A 21157-nucleotide genomic window follows, 5' to 3' on the forward strand; every position below is an offset into this window, starting at 1 on the left:
CGACTTCGGGCGGTACCGGCAGGGTCGGTTCGAGCGACCTGGCTTCTCGAGTGACGAATCGGAGACAGTGTTGGCACCGAAGACTTCCGACGAGTTCAGCGTCGAGCGATCCATCGTGATCGATGCAAGCCCGGGAACCGTGTTTCCCTTCATCGACAACTTCCACCGATGGACGGCGTGGTCGCCATGGGAAGGAGTCGACCCGAATCTGCGGCGGACTTACACAGGTCCTGATTCCGGGGTGGGCGCCACCTACAGCTGGGAAGGCAACCGCAAGGCGGGCAAAGGCTCGATGTCGATCACGAAATCGGTACCCGATACCGAGGTTGTCCTCGACCTCGAGTTCCAGAAGCCGTTTCCGGCGCAGAACGTCACGACGTTCCTCCTCGAGCCGAACAGCGCCGGGACGACGGTCCGCTGGCAGATGACCGGTCGAAAGAATCGGATGCTGAAACTGTTCGGCTTCATCGTGAACATGGACAAGCTCGTAGGCAAGGACTTCGACAAGGGCCTGACACAGCTCAAAGCGGAGGCCGAGAAGCGCTAGGTACCGAATCGTCCGCCGTCGACAGCACGAGGTCGGCCATCGTGGTGAACTGCGGGGTGCCCGCACTGTCAGTGGTCGCTTGTTCCATGACGAGGTGAGCTGCCCTGCCCTGCAGTCGGAGGGTGGCCACCTGATCGCCGAAGAACGGTCCCGTGACCTTGCTCCACTCGATCGGCACCGGCGGAACCTTCGAGACCCGGCCCAGAATGAAGCGGGTCGTCCGTTCGGTGGCGCGCCGCCACGATATGCGGAAGGCCACCTTCATCGCGGCAGGCACGTAGTTGTGCAGCGGCGAACATGTCAGTTGGTAGACGTGCGACTGAGTCGGCTCCGGATAGTGTGCCTCCGCGACGTACGCGTGGTGCACGTCCCCGGACAGCACGGAAATGGTGGACGGCGCCCGCCCGCCTGGGCCGGTGCACTGGCCGCGGCCGACGTCGCCGAACAATCTGGTGAGTCGATCGAACGAATTGCGGAAGGCCGCCCAGTGTTCGAGATCGGCCCCCCGCCGGATCTTCTCGGCCAGGGCGGCCAGGCGTGGTCCCCGGCTGCCCTCGGCCAGATGCTCGTCCCACGATTCGAGGTCGTGCAGCGCGCGCGGCAGCAGCCACGGTAACGACGTCCCTACGAGGAGGTGGTCGTAGTCTCCTTGAGTTTGGCGCTCGATCCAGGTGAACTCCGGATCGGACACCATCTCACGCCGGCCGTCGGTGAGGACGCGTCCACAGCGCGAATCGATGACGAGGAGCCGCGCCGGCCCGAGGTCGCGGCGATAGGACCATTGCGCACCCTTGGCGCCGTCGGCTTCCTCGTCGGCGGCGGATGCGAACTCGCGGAGCATCGGTTCCACGTCACCGCCATGGTTCCGAACACGTTGATACAGTTCGTTTTCGGCGAGTTGCGCGGGTCCCAGATTGCCCAGGTGCTGGTAGACCCAGTACGACGACAACGCGCCGACGATCCGCTCCTCCCACCACGAGGTGGCCTCGAGTTCGTCCCGCCACGACTGCGAGGTGTTCCAATCGTCACGAACGTCGTGGTCGTCGAAGATCATCGATGTCGGCACGGTCGACATCAGCCAGCGCACCTGCGGGTCGGACCACGATTCCGCATACAACCAGGTGTATTCCTCGTAGTTACGGACCTGCGGTCCCGGCGGCTCGCTCAGGTCGTGGATCTCGGCGAGCCTGCGCTCGGTTTCCGCGGATAGTTCGTCGGCATACACCTGGTCGCCGAGGAGGAGGAGAGCATCAGGCCACCGGCTCTCCGGTTGTTCCGTCATCCTCAACGCGAAGGCATCGAGAGCGTCGGTGCCGAGGTGGTTGTTGTCCTCGGTGGTGGACATGGTCGCGAAACGGCACGAACCGAAGACGAGAACCAGCGAACCGTCGTCGGCGAGTGTGCGGATGGTCGACGGTTTCGCGTCGGGCAGCGGCCAGACCCGGCGGTCGTCGAGGGTGACCTCGTAGGGCGTGCTCGACCCCGCTTCCAGCCCCTCCACCACAACCAGCGCATAGTGGTGGCCGGCGACCTCCCATGTGTGCTCGGTGTGCCCGAGTACGCCGACCGTGCACGGTCCGGAAGTCTCTACCCACACCGTCGCGTCACACCTGCCCACGTGCCGCAGAAGTGGTCCCAGGATCAGTTCGGTCACGACCGTCACCTCGCCGAAGTTCGTTCCATCTCGCAAGCCTACGGGCTTACACAGAAGTAGATTACGTTTCCGCGACCGGGTCGGCAGTTCGTCGAGTCGTATTCGATTAGCCTCCGCGGACGGCCTCGACGGCGTTAGGTTCGAGACATGGAGAAGCCGTTGACGGGCAAGGTTGCCCTGGTGGCCGGAGGGACCAGGGGAGCGGGCCGTGGCATTGCGGTGCAACTGGGTGCCGCGGGAGCCACCGTCTACGTCACCGGGCGTACCACTCGCACCCAGCCGTCCGAGATGAACCGGCCGGAGACGATCGAGGAGACCGCCGAACTCGTCGACGAGGCAGGTGGACGCGGCATCGCTGTCCGGGTCGATCACTTGGTGCCGGGCGAGGTGCGCGCCCTCGTCGACCGCATCCGCGACGAACAGGGCGCCCTGCACGTGCTCGTCAACGACATCTGGGGCGCCACCACCATGGAGTGGGACAAGACGGTCTGGGAGTCTTCCCTCGACATCGGCCTCCACTATCTGCGCCACGGCGTGGAGACCCACGCGGTTACCAGTCACTTCGCTCTTCCGCTGCTGATCGAGACTCCGGGCGGGCTGGTGGTCGAGGTCACCGACGGAACCGACGACTACAACTCCGCCCATTACCGGGTGTCCTTCTTCTACGACCTGGCGAAGGCCTCGGTGAACAGAATGGCCTTCGCGCTGGCGCACGAGCTCCCGCCCCACGGGGCGACGGCGGTGTCGCTCACGCCGGGATGGTTGCGTTCGGAAATGATGCTCGAGGCGTTCGGCGTCACCGAGGCGAACTGGCGTGACGCCACCGAACGTATCCCGCATTTCGCGATCTCCGAGAGTCCCGCCTTCGTCGGACGGGCGGTGGCGGCGCTCGCCCAGGATCCGGACGTGTCGAGGTGGAACGGGCAGTCGCTGTCGAGCGGCCAACTGGCGAAGGTGTACGACTTCGACGACCTCGACGGTAGTCGGCCCGACTGCTGGCGATACATGGACGAAGTACAGGACGCCGGCATGCCCGCCGACGTCACCGGATACCGCTGAACCCGCCGCGCCGACACCATGAAATCGCCGTATCCCGGCGGGATATCATTCGGAAAATGACTCTGTGTCCAGGGTTCTGCTGTCGAAGGGAATCGAAGTGAACGCACAAACGGTGGAGAGCGGCGCACCGCGCCGCGAGCAGCTCGAGTTCCAGGCGGAGGCTCGTCAGCTGCTCGACCTCATGGTCCACTCGATCTACTCCAACAAGGACTCGTTCCTGCGCGAGCTGATCTCCAATGCGTCCGACGCGTTGGACAAACTCCGTCTCGAGGCCTACCGCAACAAGGACCTCGACGTCGACACCTCCGATCTGCACATCGAGATCGAGACGGACAAAGAAGCGCGCACACTCACCATCCGCGACAACGGCATCGGTATGTCGCACGACGAGGTGATCGACCTCATCGGCACGCTGGCCAAGTCCGGCACCGCGGAACTGCGCAGCAAGTTGCGTGAGGCGCGGGACGCCGCCGCCTCCGAAGAGTTGATCGGTCAGTTCGGCATCGGGTTCTATTCCTCGTTCATGGTCGCCGACAAGGTCACGCTGGTGACCCGGAAGGCGGGGGAGAGTTCGGCCACGCGCTGGGAATCCGCCGGCGAGGCCACCTACACGATCGAGACGCTCGACGACGCGCCGCAGGGCACCTCCGTGATGCTGCACCTCAAGCCTGAGGACACCGAGGATCACCTCCACGACTACACGTCGGAATGGAAGATCAAGGAACTCGTCAAGCGCTATTCCGACTTCATCGCGTGGCCGATCCGGATGCAGGTGGAGCGCAAGACCCCGCCCGCCGAGGAAGGCGGCGAGGAACAGGTCACCATCTCGGACGAGACGATCAATTCCATGAAGGCCCTGTGGGCCCGCTCGAAGGACGAGGTCTCGGAGGACGAGTACAAAGAGTTCTACAAGCACGTCGCCCACGCCTGGGACGATCCCCTCGAAGTCATTCCGATGAAGGCGGAGGGCACATTCGAGTACCAGGCGCTGCTGTTCATCCCGTCCCACGCCCCGTTCGACCTGTTCATGCGGGACGCCAAGGTCGGTGTGCAGCTTTACGTCAAGCGCGTCTTCATCATGGACGACTGCGACCAGCTCATGCCGGAGTACCTGCGCTTCGTCAAGGGCGTCGTGGACGCCCAGGACTTGTCGCTCAACGTCTCTCGCGAGATCCTCCAGCAGGACAGGCAGATCCGGGCCATCCGCCGTCGGCTCACGAAGAAGGTTCTGTCGACGATCAAGGACATCAAGAACGAGCGCCCCGAGGAGTACCGCACCTTCTGGAACGAATTCGGCCGGGCGATCAAGGAAGGCCTGCTGTCCGACACCGACAACCGTGAGACGTTGCTGGCCATCTCGTCTTTCGCGTCGACCCACAGCGACGAAGAGTTGACGTCGCTCGAGGATTACGTATCGCGGATGAAGGAAGGTCAGGAGCAGATCTACTACGCGACCGGCGAGTCGCGCCAGCTGCTCGAAAGTTCGCCCCACATGGAAGCCTTCCGTGCAAAGGGCATCGAGGTGCTGCTGCTCACCGACCCCATCGACGAAATGTGGGTAGGCGCGGTTCCGGAGTTCGACGGCAAGTCGTTCCAGTCGATCGCCAAGGGAGAAGTCGATCTCGACACCGAGGACGACAAGAAGGCTCACGAGTCCGAGCGGGAGGAGAAGGAAAAGGACTTCGCCGACCTGCTCACCTGGATGACCGAAGCCCTCGACGAGCATGTCAAGCAGGTGCGGTTGTCGACGCGACTGACCACCTCCCCGGCCTGCATGGTCGGCGATGCCTTCAGCATGTCACCGGCGCTCGAACGCATGTATCGCGCCTCCGGGCAGCCGGTGCCGACCAGCAAGCGCATTCTCGAGCTGAATCCGGAGCACCCGCTGGTGACGGCTCTGCGGACGGCGCACGCCGAGCGTAGCGAGGATCCGGGCCTGAAGGAGACGGCCGAAATTCTCTACGGGATGGCGTTGTTGGCGGAGGGTGGCGAACTCGACGATCCCGCGCACTTCACGAGTCTCCTCGCCAATCGCCTCGCCGGGACGGTGTAACACACCTTGCGAGTTCTGGTCACGGGGGGAACAGGATTCATCGGGGCATGGAGCGCGAAGGCGGTGGTGGACGCCGGTCACCACGTGCGTTTCCTCGTCCGGAATCCTGCTCGACTCGAGAGCAGCGCGGCGAAGCTCGGTCTCGACACCTCGGATCACGTGGTCGGAGACATCACCGACGCGGATTCGGTGCGGCGTGCGTTGGAGGGCTGCGACGCGGTGGTCCATGCCGCCGCCGTCGTCGCGGTCGACCCTCGCCGGGCCGAGGAGATGAAGCAGACCAACCTCGCCGGTGCTCGGAACGTGCTCGGAACGGCGATCGACGTGGGCTGCGATCCCGTCGTCTACGTCTCGAGTATCGCCGCGCTGTTCCAGCCCGGCGTCGACCTGCTCACCCCGGACCTGCCCGTGTGCGGTCCCTCGGACGCCTATGGGCAGAGCAAGGCCCGAGTGGAGGAGTATGCCCGTGACCTGCAGGCAGGCGGTGCGCCGATCGCCATCACCTACCCGGGGATGGTGATCGGCCCGCCCGCGGGCGACCAGTTCGGTGAGGCGGCGCAAGGAGTCGAGGCCGCCGTCCGACTGCGGTTTCTGCCCGGGCGGAGTGCGGCGTGGACGATGGTCGACGTGCGGGACGTGGCGGCAGCACACGCCGCCCTGCTCGAGCCGGGGCACGGCCCCCGACGGTTCATGCTCGGCGGTCCCAGGGTCCCGATCAGCGCAGTGGCAGACATGCTCGCCTCCGTCACCGGACGGCGGATGGGTGTCCTGCCGGTTCCCGACAGCGCGCTGCGGCTCGCCGGACGCGTCGTCGATGTGGTCGACCGATTCGTTCCCTTCGACACACCGGTGTCCGAAGCGGCGATGGAGTACTACACGCGGATGCCGGACACGGACGACCGGCCCAGTGAGATGGAACTCGGTGTCGAGTACCGCGATTCGGCGGAGACGCTCGCCGACACCGTTGCTGGTCTCCGGGGTGCCGGGCGACTGTGAGATTCACCCGTGCCGAGCTGGAGTCGTACCGCGACGCAGAAGTCCCAGACCTGATCGGACCCGGCTGCCGGTTGCTTTTCGTCGGGATCAACCCGGGACTGTGGACCGCTGCCACCGGGGCGCACTTCGCGAGACCGGGTAACCGGTTCTACCCGGCTCTGCTGGCTGCCGGAATCATCGACCGGTCTATCGACCCCACCGCCGGGATGTCGGACGCCGACCGGGACCACCTGATCGAGCGGGGAGTCGGCATCACCAATCTCGCGGTGCGCGCCACCGCCAAGGCCGACGAGCTGACCGCCGACGAGTTGGCGGTCGGCGCCGAGCGACTTCGCACGGTGGTGCGCGGCACCCGCCCGCACGTCGTAGCGGTTGCCGGAATCACGGCGTACCGGACGGCGTTCCGCGAGCGTGCGGCGAAGAAGGGAAGGCAGCCCGGTGATTTGGAGGGGGCTGCCCTGTGGCTGGTGCCCAATCCCAGTGGGCTCAATGCGCACGAAACCGTCACTACTCTCGCCGCGTCGTACCGGGAGGCCGCGATCGAGGCGGGCATCGTGAAGGTCTGATTCGGCCGCTAGGCTTCCGCATATGTCTGTCGTGTACAACATCGTCTTCGTAGGCCACCTACTCGGCATGGCTGCACTCGTGGGTGGCTACTTCGCTGTGTTGTCGGCTCCGCGGATCTCCGAGGTGATCGTGTGGGGTGCCCGGCTCCAGTTCGTCACCGGACTGATCCTCGTCGGACTCGGTGAAGGGGCACTCGACAAGGAGTACAACCACGTCAAGATCGGTGTGAAACTTCTGCTGTCCCTCGTGGTGGTGGCGCTCGCCGAAATTCTGCGCGGCAGGCAGAAACGCGGGCAGGAGAAGCCGGGACTGGTGCACGTGGTCGGTGGGCTGGCCGTCTTCACCGTTCTGGTGGCCGCACTCTGGACCTGATCACTTCTTCGGCGGCGCCAGCACGCGCATCGCCAGTCGCTGCGCCGACTCGGGCATCCGATCCTTCATGGACATCGCGAATTCGCCTGCCTTGGTGCGCACCGACGTGCCCCGGCCGAAGCGCCGATTGAAAGCGGTTCCCTCGGTCGCCTGATCGAAATGCAGGGGAGGGGCGCCGTCTGCCGCTCCCAGTGCCCGCCCGATCACCATTCGCTGAACCTCGCTGGTGCCCTCGAAGATGGTGTACAGCTTGGCATCCCGGTACCACTTCTCCACCGGGTGGTCGCTGATGTAACCCCAGCCGCCCATCGTCTGCAGCGCGCGTTCCGTCGTCTTCACCGCGACCTCCGAGGCCGCGAGCTTGGCCATCGAGCCCTCGCCGTGCCGGAATTCGACGCCCGCCGCAGCCATCCATGACGCCCGCCACGTCAGCAGCCGCGCCGCATCGATCTCGGTGGCGAGTTCGGCAAGAGGGAACGAAATGCCTTGGTTGTCGATGATCGGACCACCGAAGGCCTCGCGACGGTTCGCGTACTCGGTTGCGTATTCGAGTGCTGCCCTGGCGATTCCCAGCGCCTGCGCGGCAACCATGGGGCGCGTCTGCTCGAACGTGCCGAGTGTCGCCGACTTCCGGCGCGGTGCACCGGTCGCGACCTCCTCCTGCACTGCGCGAGCCTTCTTCATGCGGCTCTGCAGCTTGTCGTCACCGCCGAGGAGATGATCCGCCGGCACCCGCACCTGATGGAATTTCAGCTCGGCGGTGTGGGACGCGCGGCACCCCAGCTTGTCGAGTTTGCGCACCAGCTCGATACCCGGCGTGCCGCCGGGCACGACGAACAGTGCCTGTCCGCGATGACCGAGGTCGGGATCGACCGTCGCATTGACGACGTGCACGTCCGCGATGCCGCCGTTCCCGATCCACATCTTGTGACCTTCGATGACCCATTCGTCACCGTCCCGCGTCGCGGTGGTCCGCAAGTTCCGCACGTCGCTTCCGCCCTCCGGTTCCGAGATGCACAGGGCCGCGAGTTTCAGGTTTCCCGGCTGCCCGAAGCACTCGGGCGCCCACCGGAGCATCTGCTCCGGAGTCGCGGCCTGGCCGATCGACGACAAGGCGAGCGCCGGCATCACGACCGCGAGTCCTATTCCCGCACAACCCCAGAACAGTTCCTCCATGAACAACGGCAACGACAATCCCGTCGGATCACCGATCAGGTCGCGGTAGAAAAGTGGACTGTAGAAGCCCTCTGCTGCCGCCTTCTCGAGGACATCCCACGGGAACTCCTGCTTGCGGTCGTACTCGGCGGCGACCGGCCGGATCACGTCTTCGGCGAAACTGTGCGTCCGCTGGACGAGATCCTTCTGAGCTGGCGTGAGAGCAAGACTGAACGTCATGGCTGTCCCCTCGGTTGCCGTGCAGAGTCTGCAGACCACGCTAACAGCGTGCTCGGCCGCACCGAGGCGGAAGTTTCGATACGGCCTCCACGGGGAAATGTGGAACTCATGGGCATCACCGTTGCTGTCACCGGCCCCACCGGCGAGATCGGCCTCGCCGCAGTTGCCGCGCTCGAGAACGACCCCACCGTCGACCGGATCCTCGGTATGGCGAGACGGCCGTTCGACCCAGGCGAGCGCGGATGGACCAAGACGGAATATCGGCAAGGTGACATCCTCGACCGCGCCGCGGTCGAGCAATTCGTCGGTGAAGCCGATGTGGTTGTTCACCTCGCCTTCCTCATCATGGGATCGCGAGCCGACAGCAATCGGATCAACCTCACCGGAACGCGAAACGTCTTCGAAGCAACTGTCGCGGCCGCCCGCCCCACCCGGTTGGTGTACACCTCCTCGGTGGCCGCCTACGGGTATCACCCCGACAATCCGACCCCGCTCACCGAGGACGTGCCCACCCGAGGATCCCGGCAGCACTACTACTCGGAACAGAAGGCTGAACTCGAGACGGTGCTGGCAGAAATCACCGACGGCAACGGGCTCGAGGTGTTCGTGCTCCGGCCGTGCATCGTCGCCGGGCCGAACGCCACCGCGCTGGCCGACGCCATGCCGTGGCGTCAGGTCGCCGATCGCCTCCCCGGAGTCGTGACGAAGGTCGTCGGTGCGCTGCCCCTTCCGCGCCCGCTCTTTCCCGACCCCGGCATCCCGCTGCAACTGGTCCACCACGACGACGTGGCCGCGGCGATCGACGCGGCGGTCACGACGGACGCACCGCCCGGCGCCTACAACATCGCCGGAGACGGAACCGTGTCGCTGTCCGAGGTGGCGACAGCGTTGGGTGCGAGGCCCGTCCGAATCCCCTTGGCCCTTGCGCAGGCCACCTCGGCAGCCCTCGAATGGCTCCCGGCTGTGCCGGCCATGGTGGAATGGCTGCACACCGGACGTACGTCGGTGGTGATGGACACCTCGAAGGCGAAGAAGAACCTCGGCTGGCAGCCCCGCTATAACAGCGCCGAAACGCTGACTGCCCTGGCCTCCGCCCGTGCGCCTTATCGGTAGTCCCAGCTACCAGAAGGGCGCACGAGCGCGGAGCGCCTATAGCCCCGGGCGCTTGCCGATGGTGAGGGTGGGAGTCGAGACACCGGCGAAGAAATCCTCGCCCTTGTCGTCGACGACGATGAACGCGGGGAAGTCCTCAACCTCGATCTTCCACACCGCTTCCATGCCGAGCTCTTCGTACTCGACTATCTCGACCTTCTTGATGCAGTCGAGGGCCAGACGCGCCGCGGGACCGCCGATCGACCCGAGGTAGAAGCCGCCGTAGCTCTTGCACGCATCGGTGACCTGCTTGGAGCGGTTGCCCTTCGCGAGCATGACCATCGAGCCGCCCGCCGCCTGAAACTGCTCGACGTAGGAGTCCATGCGACCGGCGGTGGTGGGTCCGAAGGAACCGGACGCCATGCCGTCGGGGGTCTTGGCAGGGCCGGCGTAGTACACCGGGTGGTCCTTGAGGTACTGCGGCATGTCCTCGCCGGCGTCGAGTCGCTCCTTGATCTTGGCGTGCGCGATGTCGCGGGCGACGACGAGCGGGCCGGTGAGCGACAAGCGGGTCTTCACCGGGTGCTTCGACAGCTCGGCCAGGATCTCCGGCATCGGCCTGGTGAGGTCGATTTTGACCGCGGCACCCTTGCCGGTGCCGGACACCCCGTCGGTCTCGGCGTCGAGCTGGGCGTCGGTGACCTCGGGGAGGAACCGGCCGGGATTGAATTCGAGCTGCTCGAGGAAGACGCCCTCGGGGGTGATCTTCGCCTTGGCCTGGCGGTCCGCGGAGCAGGACACGGCGAGTGCGACAGGCAGCGACGCACCGTGCCGCGGAAGACGGATGACGCGGACGTCGTGGCAGAAATACTTCCCGCCGAACTGCGCACCGATACCGATCTGGCGGGTCAGCTCGAGCACCTTCTCCTCGAGGTCGAGGTCCCGGAAGCCGCGACCGGTGATCGCACCCTCGTTCGGAAGCTCGTCGAGGTAGTGCGCGGACGCGTACTTCGCGGTCTTCAGTGCGAACTCGGCCGAGGTGCCGCCGACGACGATCGCGAGGTGATACGGCGGGCAGGCGGCGGTGCCGAGCGCTCGGATCTTCTCCTCGAGGAACCGCATCATGCCGTCCGGGTTCAGGATCGCCTTGGTCTCCTGGAACAGATACGACTTGTTGGCGCTGCCGCCGCCCTTGGCCATGTACAGGAACTTGTAGGAGTTCTCGTGACCTGCCGCGGTGTCGGCGTACAACTCGATCTGCGCGGGAAGGTTACTGCCCGTGTTCTTCTCCTCCCACATGGTGATCGGAGCGTTCTGTGAGTAGCGCAGATTCAGCCGGGTGTACGCGTCGTACACACCCCGCGCGATGGCCTTCTCGTCGTCACCCGGGGTGAGGACGTGCTGACCGCGCTTGCCCATGACGATCGCCGTGCCGGTGTCCTGGCACATCGGGAGGACGCCCGCTGCGGAGATGTTCGCGTTCTTGAGCAGGTCCAGGGCGACGAACTTGTCGTTGCCGGAGGCTTCCGGGTCGTCCAGGATGCTCGCCAGCTGTGTCAGGTGATCGCTGCGCAGGTAATGCGAGATGTCGTGGAGAGCGGTCTCGGTCAGGAGGCGAAGGGCCTCGGGCTCGACGGACAGGAAGGTGCGGCCGTCCGGTCCTTCGACGGTCGACACCCCCTCGGTGGTCAGCAACCGATATTCGGTGGGGTCGTCACCGATCGGCAGCAAGTCCTCGTAGAGGAAGTCGGCCATTCTATCTCCTGGACAGCGAGGGGTGTGAAGTTCGTACTCAGGCTAGACGCGGCTACGTGAGGCGGCAGAGGCCGGGGGCGACGTTGTGGCCCCTGTCACAGGGTTCTCACAAAGCTGTCACACGGTTCTCACAGACAAATCCGTACACTTGAATTGATGCGACGACACGAACGACTGCGGCTGACCTCACCAGCTGGCTGCGTGACTGCCATCGAACCCGGAATCGGCGACGAGCGCGCGGGCAGACCTGTGCTGCACGCCTACCTCGACATTGCGATCGTGGTGATCGTCCTCGCGGCCACCAACCTGATCGCGCACTTCACCACCGTGTGGGCGAGTATCGCGACCGTCCCCATCTCCGCCGTTGTCCTCCTCGTTCTCACGCGTCGCCGGGGGCTCGGCTGGGCCGAACTAGGACTCTCACCGCGCCACTTGCGGCGTGGCTCGGTGTACGCCCTGGCCGCGATGGCCATCGTCATCGGTGTCGTGGCGATCGGCGCAGCGTTACCTATCACTCGCCCGTTCTTCATGGCCGACCGGTATGCCACGCTCTCCGGGGCACTCATCGCCTCGATGATCGTGATCCCGTTGCAAACCGTCATCCCGGAAGAACTCGCGTTCCGCGGTGTCCTGCACGGAACGTTGGAGCGCGTCTACGGCGCGCGCGGAGTCTTCGCGGCGGGGTCGCTTCTGTTCGGCCTCTGGCACATCGCGTCTTCGCTCGGGTTGACTTCGGGGAACAAGGGGCTGTCGGGGTTCCTCGGAGGTGGGTTGCTCGGTCAGATACTCGGCGTTCTCGCCGCGGTGGTGGCCACCGCCGCGGCGGGCGTCGTCTTCACGTGGTTGCGCCGCCGAAGCGGTAGCCTCATCGCGCCGATTGCGCTGCACTGGTCGTTGAACGGCGCAGGCGCGCTTGCGGCCGCCATCGTGTGGCAGACGACGATGGCCTGAATATCATTCGATTGGCTTCCGAAGCCTGTGAGGCAACACAACCGGCGCTCCGCGGAGTCTGGGAAAACAGACAGCCGACGGCCGGCCCGAGTCGCGTTAACCTGATGCGATCACGACTCCAGTTCGTGACGACCAGGGTCGGCCGGGGGGTTCGGGGGCTTCCCGGCCGACTCCGGTGTCGCGGACGTCAGCCAGCCGAGAAGTTTCTCGTACACCGACTCGTGGTTGAGCATCGTGAAATGGTTCGCGGGGGCCAGGTGCATCCCGTCCTCTTCGCGGAACCCGATCATCCGAGTTCTATTGCGGCCCGATGCGCTCGGCACGAGAACCATGCCGTCACCGAGCAGACGGCCCAGGGGATGCCTGGGACTTCGCGTGATGGTGGCGGAGACGAAGGAGTACATTACGCCATCGAGCAGGGGCACCTCGTTGCAGGCAGCCGCACGTAGCGCGTCCGGGTCGCGGTCGCGCCAGTCCTCGTCGACCAGCGACCCCTGATTGAGGTCGCGGATACCCGCGCTCCGCCGACGGAGCAATCCCGATACCGCACGCGTCTCGGGCAGTGCCGCCAACGCTGCGCTCACGTAGTGCACCGCCTGCTCGAGCGGCGCCCCGAGGTGTGGGGATCCGAGGCTCACGACCTGCCGTACCTGCTGTACCCACGGTCGATCGTCCTGGGCGGCCACATAGCAGGCGCTACGGGCGATCAGTCCGCCCATCGAATGCCCGACCAGGGCAATCGACTCGATCTCGACCGGCCACCGCGCGGTCAGTGTGTCGAGAAGTTCGGACAGGGACTTGCCGTTGTCGGAGATGTGGCGTCCTGAGTTGTACCGGATCTGGAGTGCTGTGACCCCTGCATCGGTTTCGAGGCGTTCGCCGTAGGTCGGTCTTCCGCCGAGCGTCCACGCACTCTCGGTTTCCACGAGGCCATGGAGGAAGACGGCGATACGTGGGCTCGCCTCGGGAAATGCCGCTGCCAGCGCGCCGCTGTCCAAGGGGACAGCTGCCCCGTCGACACGCACCGCCATCGGTTCCGCGAGGGGGGAGCCCTCCGTTTCCAGCACGTCGCCGATCAGGCCCGAGATGATCGCGATCACCTGAGCGCCGGTTTTGGTCTGCGACGGCGGGATGTTGTCGGAAGTCGGAAAGTCGAGCAGATGTCCGGCCAGAGCGCTGCCGAGGCGGGCGCTGCTCGCGACAGCGGTGTAGATCGCGTCGGAGAGAGCGTCGTGGAGCAATCGCACTGGTTGCACCGAAGGCCCGAGGCCTGCGCGGATGCCGACGAAGATGCGGGTCGCGATGGCGCGGTGCATCGACCCGATGCCTTCCGCTGCACCTCCGATCTCGTCGAAGGCCAGCCGGGCGAGTGCCTGTATTTCGGCTCGACGCCGCAGCTCGGATTGAATCATGAGGGTTGAGTGTACAGATGTGCACTCAATCTGCCGGGTGAACTGCCGGTCGGCATGCGACATGCGTAAAGGCGGGGGATTGAGTGAATTAATCCTCGGCGAAGAAAGTTGATCTTGGGAATTATGCAACTGGTCGTTCGACCAAAATGGCAATTAAAGTCTCGACGATCACGAGTGTTGATGCGCGCGTGCGGTTTCGTTACATGCTTGTGATTTGCGTTTACGTGCACCGATAATTGCCAAGGAAATGACAAAGCGACGGTGCTCTCCCAAGGAACGGGCGAGCACCGTCGCGTGCTGTCGAGCTAGCTACCAGCGCAAATGGCCAGCCAAGCAGAGCGGATGCCTATGCGGCTTCTTCCGTACCGCTCAGTGCCTCAGCGGAGCCCGAGAAGAAATCGAGGGCACCGACGAGGTCGGAGACTGCGGTGAAGAACTCGGAAAGGAAGGACAGATCCATGCTGATAACTCCTTGCTCGGTCGTGGGAATTTGTGGCGCTGAGCGGGCGCCGTCCACCTTCTTACCGTGATCGAATGGGGATCGCAATTCGAGAGATTGAATTGCGGGGAACGCAAAGTAAATAAACGGTGGCGGCGTCGATGGCAGCTCTACACGTATCCGGCGGATCTACACGGACTCGTGCGAATACCACCGTCGAGGGCTCGCACCGCGGCTATCCTCACGAGAAGGCTTCCGGCAATACACATGTATAGGGGATCCATGATGCGCAAGACCCTCGTCAGCGGCATCGCAGTGGCGGCCCTCGCCGTCGTAGGCGCTGCCGGCTGCACCGACGACAGCTCCGATCAGGCCCCGATAGCAACGACGACGACGTCGGCGTCCATGTCGGACCGTATGGAAGGGGCGATGAGCAGCGTGCAGGCCACCGCGTCCTCAGCGGTGAACACGGCCCGCGAGGCCACGCAGAACGCCATCAATTCGGCGATCTCGGCGGTCCCCATTGGATTCGAGTCGGGGTCCGCCGAACTCAATGCCGTCTCCGGTGTGACCATCAACGCGGTGGCCGCCGCGCTGAAAGCCAGTGACAACAAGGTCGAAATCACGGCGTACGCCGCCAACTCCGATGAGGCTGCGGCGGAGGCACTCGCCGAGCAACGCGCCAATGCGGTCGCCGACGCGCTCGCCGCGCAGGGCGTCGACAAAGGCCGGATCTCCGTGAACGGTACGGCGAACCCCGGCGAGGGAGTGAACGTCGACCAGGCCGACATCACCGTCGAGGGCAACTGACCGGCGTTACCGGAGCTCAGTGCATGACGGTGTGGCCGAGCCCCACTCCGACGGTGCCCCGACTCCGGTAGTACCCCGCTGCGCCGTCTAGCACCCCGCTGCGTCGTCGCCGCCAACCCCATCGGGCAGTGCTCGGATCATCGCTGTCCGAGACGGGAACTTCTTGCTGCCTATTTCTCCCTATGGCCTGCATCCCGGGTTGTAATCTGAAGTTCCAGTCGACGCTCGCTGCCGGCGTGCGGGCACTCGCCCGCGCCCGGTCTGACGGGAGGGTGCACTGATGGGCACGAACGACGAGAAGGCAGCGGATCTGGTGCTGTTCGGTGACGTGGTCACCATGGACGACACGCGGCCGCGAGCGCAGGCCGTTGCTGTGCGCGACGGGCGGATAGCCGCTGTCGGGAATGACGCGGCGGTGTTCCCGTTGATCGGACACACCACCGCAACGGTGGACGTGCACCGCGCGTGCATCATGCCGGGGTTCGTCGAGGCCCACGGGCATCCACTGAACTCGGCCGTCCTGCTCGGCGAGCCTGTGGTGGACATCCGCCCCGTCACCATCGCCGATGCCGACACGGTGGTCGACATCGTCCGCCGGGCCGTCGGCGAGCACCCGGAGGGTGTCGTCTTCAACGGATGGGATCCGCTGCTGCAGAAGGGGTTGCCCGTTCCGACGCGGGAATGGCTCAATTCGGTTGCGCCCGAGACGTCGATGGTGATCCTGCACAACACCGGGCACGTCGCCTACTTCAATGATGTCGCAGCGCGCGACGCCGGGCTCACCCGCGAGACTCCCGACCCCGAAGGGGGGAGTTACGGCAGGGACCCGTCGGGCGAACTCGACGGGTCGGCGTTCGAAGCGCCCGCCGTCATGGCGGTGGCTGCCAATGTGCTTGCCGGCGCTACCACCCGTCTGCCAGAGCTTCTCGCGGCTGAATGCGCGCGAATGAACGCTGTGGGAATCACCACTGTGAGTGAGATGGCGTTCGACCCTCGATTCAGCGCGACGTTGACGGCGATCGCACGGTCCGGTGCGCTCACCACTCGGCTGCGTCTCTACGAGATGTCGAATCCTCAACGAGCCACTGCGGTGTCGCCGGGTGTCGGGAACGACCTTCTCCGGCAGGTGGGTATCAAGATCTGGTCGGACGGGTCTCCGTGGGTCGGCAACGCCGCCACCAGTTTTCCGTACATCGACTCGGAGGTCACCCGGGCGCTGGGGCTCGCCGGAACACGTGGCAAGGCGAACTATACGGCCGAGGAGGTTCACGACATCAGCCGGCCGTATTTCGAGAAGGGCTGGCAGATTTCGTGTCACGCCAACGGCGACGACGCGGTCACCTTGGTCCTCGACGCGTGGGAGAGGATGCTCACCGAGGTACCGCGCGAAGACCACCGTCTGCGCCTCGAGCACGTAGGCGCCATGCGACCGGAGCAATTCCGCAGAGCCACGGAACTGGGTGTCACCTGCAGCATGTTCGTCGACCATCTCTACTACTGGGGCGACGTCCTCGTCGACGACCTGTTCGGAGAAGAGCGCGGGTCTCGTTGGGCGGCAGCCGCTTCGGCCATCGCGGCCGGTCAGCGTATTTCGTTCCACAACGATGGTCCGGTCACTCCCACGAACCCGTTACGCAACATCACCGACGCGGTCACACGCCGCACGCGGTCGGGCCGCGTCCTCGCACCCGAGGAACGAATTCCCATCCTGGAGGCGCTGCGAGCGGAAACGATCAACTCGGCATGGCACCTGCGAAGTGAGGATGCCATCGGATCGATCACACCCGGCAAGCACGCCGACCTCGTGGTGCTGTCGGCCAATCCGATGCGCGTGGACCCCGACGACATCGCGGGTCTCGAGGTGCTCGCCACGATTCTGGAGGGCCGGACGGTCTTCGGAAAGCTGGAGTGACCCGCGTGGCGCACCTGGCGAAGGCCGTGCGGTCGATCCCGACGTCGGTGGCAACGTGGGTCCGGAATGCGAGCTACCTACCGAAGTGGCTCGTGCTGGGAATTGTCATCGGCGCAATCGCAGGGCTGGGGGCGGTGGTGTTCTCCGTCGCCCTCGCGGGGGCTACGCATCTGCTCCTCGGTGAACTCGCCGGGTATCAGCCGCCGACTGCGGCAGGAGACGGCGGTGCAGCCGGGAGCGGAGAATTCACCCGCCCCTGGGCGGTCCCACTCGTGGTGGCACTGGGCGGGCTTGTCTCGGGAGTGATCGTGTTCACCCTGGCGCCGGAGGCTGAAGGGCACGGCACCGATGCGGCGATCGAGGCGTTTCACCGCAATCCGCGGATGATCCGGATCCGCGTCGTCCTGGTCAAGCTGGTCGCCTCTGCGATCACCATCGGTTCGGGCGGGTCGGGCGGCCGGGAGGGCCCGACGGCGCAAATCTCGGCAGGTTTCGGCTCGCTGCTCGCCCGCAAGCTCGACCTGTCCGACCGCGACGGCAGAATCGCTGTCGCGGTGGGCATCGGGTCCGGCATCGGCGCCATCTTCGGTGCGCCGCTCGGAGGGGCGGTGCTGTGTTGCGCGATTCCCTACAAGGACGACTTCGAATACGACGTACTCGTGCCGGGCATGGTCGCCTCGATCGTCAGCTACTCGGTGTTCGGCAGCATCCTCGGTTTCGGGCCGTTGTTCGGTGCGGCCGCGTCGGAGTACACGTTCGAATCCCCCATACAGCTGGTGTGGTTCGCGATCATCGGAATCCTGGCCGGACTGATCGGACTGCTGTACAGCGGGACGTTCTATGCGTTCGTCGACCTGAGTCACCGGCTGCCGGGCAGTCGCATCGTCAAGCCGGCGGTCGGGGGGCTTCTCGTCGGGCTGATGGCGCTGGCACTTCCCGAGGTGCTCGGCAGCGGATACGGCTGGATCCAGCAATCGATGACCCGCGTCGACCTCGCATCCATTCCTCTGTGGGTGGTGCTGTTGCTGCCGTTCGCGAAGATTCTCGCCACCTCGTTGTCCATCGGGTCCGGTGGTTCCGGCGGTATCTTCGGCCCCGGCATGGTGATCGGGGCATTCACCGGTGCCGCGGTGTGGCGCCTGCTCGAACCGATCGTTCCCGGCGTCCCCGACAGTCCGGCGCCGTTCGTCATCGTCGGCATGATGGCCTGCTTCGGCAGCATCGCCCGGGCACCGCTCGCGGTGATGTTGATGGTGGCCGAGATGACAGGCAGCATCGGTGTGCTGGCCCCGGGAATGGTTGCCGTCGCCCTCGCATATCTCATCGTGCGGCGATCCGGAAAGACGATCTACCGGGCACAGCTCGAGAACCGCGAGGAGGCTCGGCAGTTGCAGAATTCGCCCGGGTGAACGGATCGGGGTCCGGTGTGTGGGGGGCCCGGTCGATTCCGGCATGCTTGTCGCCATGACTGTTCAGGTTCCTCGGTACGTCGACCTCCTGTGGCCAGCACTTCAGGCCGTAATTGCGCTCGGTGGTTCGGCGTCCAACGAAGAACTCGACAACGCGGTCATCGAGCGTGAAGGACTGTCGTCCGACGTTCAGGGTGTGCTGCACGGAGACGGGCCGAGCACCGAGATCGAATACCGGCTGGCGTGGGCCCGCACCCACCTCAAGGGGATGGGTCTGCTCACGAACAGCCGCCGCGGGGTGTGGAGTGTCACGGAGAAGGGCCGCGAGGTCACCGAAAGTCAGATCCGGCCTCTGCATGCCGAGTCCTCGGCGGAGAACCGCAAGAGGAACGCTGCCCGAAAATCGGCCAAGGCCGCGTCTCGCAGGACCGACGAACCGGAAACGAACATCACCGAAGTCGACACCGATGCCGGCTGGAAAGACGTGCTCCTCGAGACCGTTCTGAAGATGTCGCCGGCCGCGTTCGAACGCCTCACACAGCGATTGCTGCGCGAAGCGGGGTTCTCGAGCGCATCCGTCACGTGGCGCGGGGGAGAGGGCGACATCGAGGGTCTCGGCGTCTACCAGTTGTCGCTGCTCAGCTTTCCGGTCTTCTTCCAGTGCAAGCGTCACAACGGCAGTGTCGGCGCCGGCGCCGTGCGCGACTTCCGAGGCGCAATGGCTGGTCGCGGCGAGAAGGGGCTACTCATCACCACCGGCACCTTCACCGGTGACGCCCGCACCGAGTCGAAGCGTGACGGAGCACCGCCAATCGATCTCATCGACGGGGACCGGCTGTGTGACCTGCTCAAGGAGCACGCGCTGGGAGTGCAGACCACCACCCGTCTCGTCGAGGACGTAGAGGTCCGCTCGGACTACTTCCGCTCACTCGAACCCAAATAGCAAAACCGGTGCTCGTGCGCTGTTCAGGCGCATTTTCCGTTGCGGTATGGGCACGAACCGGTCACGTAGGCCGCCAACCGCCACCCGCAGCCTCCGGGATGTGTACAGAGGAAGTAGGTGTGCACAGTGCTCACGGGAAAAGACTGTTAGGACAACAGACATGACGACCACAACGCCGTGGCCGTTGATCGGCCGAACGGCGCGGCCGCCGGCAGGGATGCTGGTGGACCGGCGCTTCGGAAGGCTCGTGGACCAGTTCTTTCAGCTGTTCCGCGACACGAGGCAGGGCGGCGGCGCCCTGTCGGTCTATCTCCACGGAGAGCCCGTCGTCGACGTATGGGCGGGCTGGGCCAGCCGGAAGACACAGTGGAACGGCGACACTGTCACGCTCACCTTCTCCACCGGTAAGGGCGTCGCATCCACGGTGCTACACCGACTGGCGGGTCGCGGCCTCATCGATTACGACGTCCCAATCGCGCAGTACTGGCCCGAGTTCGCAGCGGCGGGCAAGGAGGCGATCACGGTACGCGAACTGCTGTCGCACCGTGCCGGACTCCATCGGGTTCGCGGCCTGGTACCCGAACCGCTGAGTCTGATGGACCATTCCCTCGTCAGCGCCGCGCTGGCTGCCGCGACCCCCGATCGGCGCCGACTGCGCGCTCCCGGGTATCACGCGGTCACGTTCGGCTCGCTGATCGCCGAAGTGACGTCGCGGGCGTCGGGACAGCCCTTCACCGAGCTGGTGAAAACCGAGATCGCCGAACCGCTCGGGGTGAAGGACTTCTGGTACGCGGTTCCGCTCGACGAACGCGGGCGGATCGCCCGGACCTTTCCGCACATCAACCCGTTCGGTGTCCCCTGGGCCGCGACGTCCTTTGCGATGTCTCGACTTCCGGGACTGCGCAACGTCGCTGATGCCGGAATGCCGGCAGGTTTCGATCTACTCGTCCGCAACCCGGCTGTTCACGACAGCGTGATGCCCGGGTGGAATGGAGTGTTCAGCGCCCGCGCGCTCGCAAAGATGTACGGGGCGTTGGCAAACGGCGGATCGGTGGGCGGCGTCGAGTTCCTCGCACCCGATGTCGTGACGCAACTCGGTGAGGTTCAGACCACGGGGCGCGACTACGTGCTGGGTCTGCCCATGAATTGGCGTCTCGGCTACCACGCCGGCATGGTGGCGAGACGCACCCAGCCGTCGAAGACGTTCGGGCACTACGGCTTGGGCGGGTCGGGTGCGTTCGCCGACGCGGAGACGGGCCTGTCGATTGCCTTCGTCACGAATCGGCTGGGCAACATGCTCACGCCTATTGCCGACCTTCGTCTGCCTAAACTTGGATCGACCGCACTCGCCCTCGCGGCGAAGGCGTAACTCTCTGCCTCAGTGGCGAGCCCGCATCCGGTACCCGAGTTGGCGGGCCCGGAAGTCGAGACCTCCGCCGCCGCTCACGAAGAGTGGAGTGAGCCCGATGGCGATCAGAATCGAGACAACCGCAATGCTCATGACACACCGCCCTTTCGCGATGAAACGAACTGTCGTGCGAGGCATCTATGCCCCACAGCCCCAAGGTAAGTGTTAGTTGAAGTAACGTGCAACGTGGGGTCCCTCACGGCGACCCGGCAGGCGGCCGCGCGCCACAACGACGTGGCGCAGTGACGAGGGCGATGTCGCGTCCCGCCCGTGTGAGTGTCCAGTGTGACTGATGTCGTCCAAGTGGCTGGCGGGGCACCAGTGAGTGTGGTGGAATGCAAACCGAACAACATAGCGACTGAGCAGAAACACTTGTCGACGAC

At 65.3% G+C, this 21157-nt stretch carries 18 protein-coding genes; 13 read left to right on the forward strand and 5 right to left on the reverse strand.

Annotated elements, in window-relative coordinates:
- The first annotated feature begins 70 nt into the window (after positions 1-70).
- Positions 71-547, forward strand: a complete 477-nt coding sequence (locus JQT59_RS16555; protein ID WP_249354626.1) for an SRPBCC family protein — start codon at positions 71-73, stop codon at positions 545-547.
- Here the strand turns inward: JQT59_RS16555 and JQT59_RS16560 are convergent.
- Entirely contained in the window at positions 522-2201 is a 1680-nt protein-coding gene (locus JQT59_RS16560) for an alkaline phosphatase D family protein (RefSeq protein ID WP_213577010.1), read from the reverse strand. The two genes, JQT59_RS16555 and JQT59_RS16560, sit on opposite strands and share 26 nt — an antisense overlap.
- Positions 2202-2348: 147 nt before the next feature.
- Between JQT59_RS16560 and JQT59_RS16565 the strand changes: the two genes are divergently transcribed.
- The 5 genes from JQT59_RS16565 (at position 2349) to JQT59_RS16585 (ending at position 7248) form a co-directional block, all read left to right on the forward strand.
- Complete coding sequence (locus JQT59_RS16565) at positions 2349-3260, forward strand: SDR family oxidoreductase (protein WP_213577011.1); 912 nt, start codon at positions 2349-2351, stop codon at positions 3258-3260.
- A gap of 112 nt (positions 3261-3372) precedes the next feature.
- Positions 3373-5313 carry a molecular chaperone HtpG gene (gene htpG, locus JQT59_RS16570; protein ID WP_283254092.1) on the forward strand — a complete coding sequence of 647 codons (1941 nt, stop codon included), beginning with the start codon at positions 3373-3375 and terminating at the stop codon, positions 5311-5313.
- 6 nt (positions 5314-5319) lie between these two features.
- The gene (locus tag JQT59_RS16575) at positions 5320-6309 is read left to right on the forward strand and encodes an SDR family NAD(P)-dependent oxidoreductase (RefSeq protein WP_213577012.1); all 990 of its coding nucleotides are present in this window, start codon (positions 5320-5322) and stop codon (positions 6307-6309) included.
- Positions 6306-6875: a mismatch-specific DNA-glycosylase gene (locus tag JQT59_RS16580; RefSeq protein ID WP_213577013.1), complete on the forward strand. Its 570-nt coding sequence runs from the start codon at positions 6306-6308 to the stop codon at positions 6873-6875. The genes JQT59_RS16575 and JQT59_RS16580 overlap by 4 nt, the downstream gene beginning before the upstream one ends.
- 22 nt (positions 6876-6897) lie before the next feature.
- Complete coding sequence (locus JQT59_RS16585; protein ID WP_213577014.1) at positions 6898-7248, forward strand: hypothetical protein; 351 nt, start codon at positions 6898-6900, stop codon at positions 7246-7248.
- Here the strand turns inward: JQT59_RS16585 and JQT59_RS16590 are convergent, their stop codons facing one another.
- Positions 7249-8643, reverse strand: coding sequence for an acyl-CoA dehydrogenase family protein (locus JQT59_RS16590; RefSeq protein WP_213577015.1), 1395 nt, complete (start codon positions 8641-8643; stop codon positions 7249-7251).
- Between the two features lie 108 nt (positions 8644-8751).
- Here JQT59_RS16590 and JQT59_RS16595 point away from each other — a divergent pair, with 108 nt between their 5' ends.
- The gene (locus JQT59_RS16595) at positions 8752-9756 is read left to right on the forward strand and encodes an NAD-dependent epimerase/dehydratase family protein (protein WP_213577016.1); all 1005 of its coding nucleotides are present in this window, start codon (positions 8752-8754) and stop codon (positions 9754-9756) included.
- A 36-nt stretch (positions 9757-9792) separates the two neighbouring features.
- Here JQT59_RS16595 and JQT59_RS16600 read toward each other — a convergent pair whose 3' ends face one another.
- Positions 9793-11490: a fumarate hydratase gene (locus JQT59_RS16600; RefSeq protein WP_109331958.1), complete on the reverse strand. Its 1698-nt coding sequence runs from the start codon at positions 11488-11490 to the stop codon at positions 9793-9795.
- A 156-nt stretch (positions 11491-11646) separates the two neighbouring features.
- Here JQT59_RS16600 and JQT59_RS16605 point away from each other — a divergent pair, with 156 nt between their 5' ends.
- Positions 11647-12441 (forward strand): CPBP family intramembrane glutamic endopeptidase, encoded by a 795-nt coding sequence (locus JQT59_RS16605; protein WP_502939829.1) that lies wholly within the window; start codon positions 11647-11649, stop codon positions 12439-12441.
- 110 nt (positions 12442-12551) lie between these two features.
- Here the strand turns inward: JQT59_RS16605 and JQT59_RS16610 are convergent, their stop codons facing one another.
- Positions 12552-13853, reverse strand: coding sequence for a lipase family alpha/beta hydrolase (locus tag JQT59_RS16610; RefSeq protein WP_213577017.1), 1302 nt, complete (start codon positions 13851-13853; stop codon positions 12552-12554).
- Positions 13854-14574: 721 nt separating this feature from the next.
- Between JQT59_RS16610 and JQT59_RS16615 the strand changes: the two genes are divergently transcribed.
- From JQT59_RS16615 to JQT59_RS16635, 5 genes are all read left to right on the forward strand, one after another.
- Positions 14575-15102, forward strand: a complete 528-nt coding sequence (locus tag JQT59_RS16615) for an OmpA family protein (protein WP_249354494.1) — start codon at positions 14575-14577, stop codon at positions 15100-15102.
- A 280-nt stretch (positions 15103-15382) separates the two neighbouring features.
- Positions 15383-17014, forward strand: coding sequence for an amidohydrolase (locus JQT59_RS16620; protein WP_213577018.1), 1632 nt, complete (start codon positions 15383-15385; stop codon positions 17012-17014).
- Positions 17011-18423 carry a chloride channel protein gene (locus JQT59_RS16625; RefSeq protein WP_213577019.1) on the forward strand — a complete coding sequence of 471 codons (1413 nt, stop codon included), beginning with the start codon at positions 17011-17013 and terminating at the stop codon, positions 18421-18423. Before JQT59_RS16620 ends, JQT59_RS16625 begins: the two co-directional genes overlap by 4 nt.
- A gap of 43 nt (positions 18424-18466) precedes the next feature.
- Positions 18467-19366: a restriction endonuclease gene (locus JQT59_RS16630; RefSeq protein WP_109331952.1), complete on the forward strand. Its 900-nt coding sequence runs from the start codon at positions 18467-18469 to the stop codon at positions 19364-19366.
- Between the two features lie 160 nt (positions 19367-19526).
- Positions 19527-20735: a serine hydrolase domain-containing protein gene (locus JQT59_RS16635; protein WP_213577020.1), complete on the forward strand. Its 1209-nt coding sequence runs from the start codon at positions 19527-19529 to the stop codon at positions 20733-20735.
- Positions 20736-20744: 9 nt separating this feature from the next.
- On the opposite strand, the gene JQT59_RS37730 is transcribed toward JQT59_RS16635, so the two are convergent.
- The gene (locus JQT59_RS37730) at positions 20745-20867 is read right to left on the reverse strand and encodes a hypothetical protein (protein WP_257792430.1); all 123 of its coding nucleotides are present in this window, start codon (positions 20865-20867) and stop codon (positions 20745-20747) included.
- Positions 20868-21157: the final 290 nt, after the last annotated feature.

The sequence above is a fragment of the Rhodococcus sp. USK13 genome (assembly GCF_018343855.1).
GTDB classification, from domain to species: domain Bacteria; phylum Actinomycetota; class Actinomycetes; order Mycobacteriales; family Mycobacteriaceae; genus Rhodococcus_F; species Rhodococcus_F oxybenzonivorans.

Bases quoted from the DNA above. Each gene is read 5' to 3' on its own strand.
- JQT59_RS16565 (WP_213577011.1), top strand. From the start codon at position 2,349: ATGGAGAAGCCGTTGACGGGCAAGGTTGCCCTGGTGGCCGGAGGGACC.
- JQT59_RS16585 (WP_213577014.1), top strand. From the start codon at position 6,898: ATGTCTGTCGTGTACAACATCGTCTTCGTAGGCCACCTACTCGGCATG.
- JQT59_RS16590 (WP_213577015.1), bottom strand. From the start codon at position 8,643: ATGACGTTCAGTCTTGCTCTCACGCCAGCTCAGAAGGATCTCGTCCAG.
- JQT59_RS16595 (WP_213577016.1), top strand. From the start codon at position 8,752: ATGGGCATCACCGTTGCTGTCACCGGCCCCACCGGCGAGATCGGCCTC.
- JQT59_RS16600 (WP_109331958.1), bottom strand. From the start codon at position 11,490: ATGGCCGACTTCCTCTACGAGGACTTGCTGCCGATCGGTGACGACCCC.
- JQT59_RS16605 (WP_502939829.1), top strand. From the start codon at position 11,647: ATGCGACGACACGAACGACTGCGGCTGACCTCACCAGCTGGCTGCGTG.
- JQT59_RS16610 (WP_213577017.1), bottom strand. From the start codon at position 13,853: ATGATTCAATCCGAGCTGCGGCGTCGAGCCGAAATACAGGCACTCGCC.
- JQT59_RS16615 (WP_249354494.1), top strand. From the start codon at position 14,575: ATGATGCGCAAGACCCTCGTCAGCGGCATCGCAGTGGCGGCCCTCGCC.
- JQT59_RS16620 (WP_213577018.1), top strand. From the start codon at position 15,383: ATGGGCACGAACGACGAGAAGGCAGCGGATCTGGTGCTGTTCGGTGAC.
- JQT59_RS16630 (WP_109331952.1), top strand. From the start codon at position 18,467: ATGCTTGTCGCCATGACTGTTCAGGTTCCTCGGTACGTCGACCTCCTG.
- JQT59_RS16635 (WP_213577020.1), top strand. From the start codon at position 19,527: ATGACGACCACAACGCCGTGGCCGTTGATCGGCCGAACGGCGCGGCCG.
- JQT59_RS37730 (WP_257792430.1), bottom strand. From the start codon at position 20,867: ATGAGCATTGCGGTTGTCTCGATTCTGATCGCCATCGGGCTCACTCCA.